Here is a 3829-nt window from a genome sequence, read left to right as displayed (position 1 = left end):
AAAAAGGGCGCATCCGCCGGATGCGCCCTCTTCTTCACATCAAACCCGGATCGGCCGGCTTTGTCGCCGGCTGCCGGAAAGGCTCAGCGCGCGGTGGCCGCGCCGACAGCCGCACCGCCAACGCCGCCGATGGCCGCGCCGGTCAGCGCGCCGCCGGTGTTGCCGGAAATGGCCGCGCCGGTCACCGCGCCAAGGCCGGCGCCGACAGCGCCGCCCACCAGCGCCCGGTTGGTCTGCTGCTGGGTGCAGGCCGCGGTCAGCATCACGAGAACGACGGGAACGAGAATCTTGCGCATGGGGGAAACCTCCTGAGGAAGCCGATTTGCAGCGCGCGGCCCAAGGCCGGCCCCGGAAGAGCCGGCGGCTGGACCGTCCCGCCCGGCCGTCCCCGCACGCTTCGTGCAGGGCCCGGGCCGTTGTCAGCCAACGATATAGAAGGCTGCGCGGCGGACAACAAGCGCGGCATTAAGCACCGGCCACGCCCGTCGTGATCACAATTATGTGGCGACCGTCAGGCCGCCGCCGGCGCGCTCTTCTGCCGGCGCACCGCCAGCCGGTTGAGCGCGGAAACATAGGCCCGCGCCGAGGCAACCATGGTGTCGACGTCGGCGCCGCGGCCGGTGGCGATCTTGCCGCCCTCCTCCAGCCGCACCGACACTTCCGCCTGCGCATCGGTGCCCTCGGTGACGGCATTCACCTGATAGAGCTGCAGCGTCGCCTCATGCGGCATGATGGACCGGATGGCGTTGAAGATGGCATCCACCGGGCCGGAGCCGGTCGCCTCGCGGGTGATGTGCTGACCGTCGATGGCGATGGTGATGATCGCCTTCTGCGGGCCGCCGGTGCCGGCGATAACGGTGAGCGCGATAACGTGCGCCGTGTCGCCGCCATTGGCGATCTCGTCTTCCACCAGCGCTTCCAGATCCTCGTCGTAGACGAGCTTCTTGCGGTCGGCCAGATCCTTGAAGCGGCGGAACGCCTCGTTCAGCGCGTTGTCGCCGAGTTCGAAGCCCAGCGCCCGCAGCTTGTCGCGGAAGGCATGGCGGCCCGAGTGCTTGCCCATGACCAGCGACGTCGCCCGCACGCCCACATCTTCCGGCCGCATGATTTCGTAGGTCTCGGCATTCTTCAGCATGCCGTCCTGATGGATGCCGGATTCGTGGGCGAACGCATTCTTGCCCACGATGGCCTTGTTGTACTGCACCGGGAACGACGACACCGCCGACACCAGCCGCGAGGCCTGCATCAGCATCGGCGTCCGGATGCCGGTATAGTAGGGCAGCCGGTCGGCACGGGTGCGGATGGCCATCACCACCTCTTCCAGCGCCGCATTGCCGGCGCGCTCGCCAAGGCCGTTGATGGTGCACTCGATCTGCCGGGCACCGCCCGACAGCGCCGCCAGCGAATTGGCAACCGCCATGCCGAGATCGTTGTGGCAATGGGCAGAGAAGATGGCTTTGTCGGAATTCGGCACCCGCTCGCGCACCATGCGGAACAGGGCGGCATATTCCTCCGGCACCGTGTAGCCGACGGTATCGGGAATGTTGATGGTGGTGGCGCCGGCACGGATGGCGGCTTCCACGCAGCGGCACAGGAAATCGTGGTCCGTGCGGGTGCCGTCCTCGGCACTCCACTCCACGTCGTCGGTGTACTGGCGCGCGCGGGCGACAGAGGCGAGCACGGCCTCGCAGACCGCCTCCGGCTCCATCTGCAGCTTGTATTTCATGTGCAGCGGGCTGGTGGAGATGAAGGTGTGAATGCGCTTCGAATGCGCCGGGGCCAGTGCCTCGCCGGCGCGGTCGATGTCCTTGAAGGCCGCGCGCGACAGGCCGCACACCGTGACGCGCTTCATGCGCCGGGCGATCTCGTTGACCGCCTCGAAATCGCCGGGCGAGGCAATGGGGAAGCCGGCCTCGATCACGTCGACGCCCATCTGGTCCAGAACCTCGGCGACCTGGATCTTCTCCTCCAGCGTCATCGAGGCGCCGGGCGACTGCTCGCCGTCGCGCAGCGTGGTGTCGAAGATGATGACGCGGTCGCGATTGGCATCGGCGGCGTTTGCAGCAGTGGCGTTTGCAGCGTCGGTCACGGCGTGGTTTCCCTGTCTTTGCCTTCCGGTGCCTTCCGGTGCGTCCCGCAGGCCTGCGGGACATCCGTTGCGGTCAGCACCCGCCCGCCTGCCCGGCCCCCCGGCCGGTGCGCGGGCTCCTGTTACGGTCGCCTGCGGCGTTGGTTGAGCGGCCCCGGGCGGGCTCCGTCGGCAACGCCCGGCGCGAAATCCCCCTGAGGGCCCGCCCCGCAAACCGGGGCAGCCGGCACTCAGGGGCGGCTAAGAAGACGGTGGCCGCCGCGGGGCGACGCCGGAGCCGGCCGGGCCGCTGCCAGACGCACGCCGATGCCGCCGGCGCCTGCCGGCGGCGAAATCGAAGCGGCGATGGTGTGCGCGGCGCTCACGAAGCTGGCTCTCGTTGCTGCTGGGCGCGGGCTGCACAGCCGCCGCGCCGGTCGGACCTCCGGGCAGGCACCGGACCGGGCCTGCCGCATGCCGGCGTCCGGCGCCGGCTGATCCCCGATACTCCATCCGTGCCGGCCATGCAACCGCCGGCACGGAGACGCGCGCTCAGCGCAGGGCCACGACGCAGACAGGGGCGACGCCCGCACTGACCATGCCGATTTCGCGCGCAGCAGCGCGCGACAGATCGATCAGACGGCCATGGACGAACGGGCCGCGATCGTTGACGCGCACGGTCACGGTGCGGTGCGTCGCCATGTTGGTAACCTGCAGGCGGCTGCCGAACGGCAGCGAGCGGTGCGCGGCGGTGAGTTCGTTGCCGGTAAAGCGCTCGCCGCTGGCGGTGCGGCCCTGATAGCCATACCAGGAGGCTTTGCCGCAGTTCTTCGGGCCGGCCGGGCGGCTTTCCGCGCCGGCGGTCTCTTCGGCCGCGGCCGTCTTCTCCGCCGCCGGCTTGCGAACCGACTGCGCACCGAGGAAGCGATCGTCGGTCGGCGGCACGATCTGCTTCGGCGGTCCGGTGAACGGGCCGGATACGCTGGCGGTGGCTGCCGAGACCTGACTTGCTGCGGCGGGGCCCGCCACAACGACTGTCGAGATTAATGCAACAACTGGCAATACAGTTGTAAATACAGTCTTTATCGACTGAGCATATGTTAATAAATACGGCGAAATCCGATCGGATGTGGTATAAGACATACTGAACAATTGCTCCGCGCTGTTAGCGACGGGATCCGTCTAGGCACGAAATACGTCCGCGATGTGGTCACCTTTCTGATTGGTAATGTTCGCGCCCCGCGCCCCCCGGAGCCGGCACGGCACAGGCCCCGGCGGCAATCGCCGGCTGCCGGCCCAACGCGCTGAAACCAGAGTGCTTTTGTCAGCCGGTTGTGTTGCAGTGCGAAAGCCGCCGGCGCCCTGAAAAAAAGACCGGCGGACGCCACAACCCGACAGATTTTCCGGTTGAATCCGGTCACACCGGACTCACCACAGCGGGAATTGCGGCTCAAATGCGACCGTTGGCACCCCTGCCGGCGGTTTCGGCGACATCTGAAGGCGCCGCCGCCCGCGCGCCGCGCGCCCGCCGCAGGGCCCTGCCACCCGCCAAAACGGGCCGCGCCGTGCCTCACGACCGCCACAGGAATGACCGGATACGCCCCCGCGGCAGCCCGCCGGAATGCGGCGCTGCACAACAGCGGACCAGATGACAATGACCGGAAAACAAAAAAGGGCCGCCCTGAGCGACCCTCTGATAAGAAAGAAGTGGCGGGAGTGACGGGGCTCGAACCCGCGACCTCCGGCGTGACAGGCCGGCGC

Annotated in this window: 3 protein-coding genes; all 3 read right to left on the bottom strand. The window is 68.3% G+C overall.

Annotated features, from left to right (window positions below):
* Positions 1-83: 83 nt before the first annotated feature.
* Positions 84-296: a bacteriocin gene (locus V7067_RS10685; RefSeq protein ID WP_334175887.1), complete on the bottom strand. Its 213-nt coding sequence runs from the start codon at positions 294-296 to the stop codon at positions 84-86.
* Between the two features lie 215 nt (positions 297-511).
* Positions 512-2089, bottom strand: a complete 1578-nt coding sequence (locus V7067_RS10680; RefSeq protein WP_334175886.1) for a 2-isopropylmalate synthase — start codon at positions 2087-2089, stop codon at positions 512-514.
* A 531-nt stretch (positions 2090-2620) separates the two neighbouring features.
* Complete coding sequence (locus V7067_RS10675; RefSeq protein ID WP_334175885.1) at positions 2621-3013, bottom strand: septal ring lytic transglycosylase RlpA family protein; 393 nt, start codon at positions 3011-3013, stop codon at positions 2621-2623.
* Between the last annotated feature and the right edge of the window lie 816 nt (positions 3014-3829).

The organism is Pseudoxanthobacter sp. (assembly GCF_036822375.1).
GTDB lineage: Bacteria > Pseudomonadota > Alphaproteobacteria > Rhizobiales > Segnochrobactraceae > Pseudoxanthobacter.
Note: the sequence above shows the minus strand (reverse complement) of the source record. Positions and strands in the feature narration are given on the sequence as shown.

What these genes read in the sequence shown, in the direction of transcription:
- V7067_RS10685 (WP_334175887.1), bottom strand. Translation starts at nt 296, where the DNA reads ATGCGCAAGATTCTCGTTCCCGTCGTTCTCGTGATGCTGACCGCGGCC.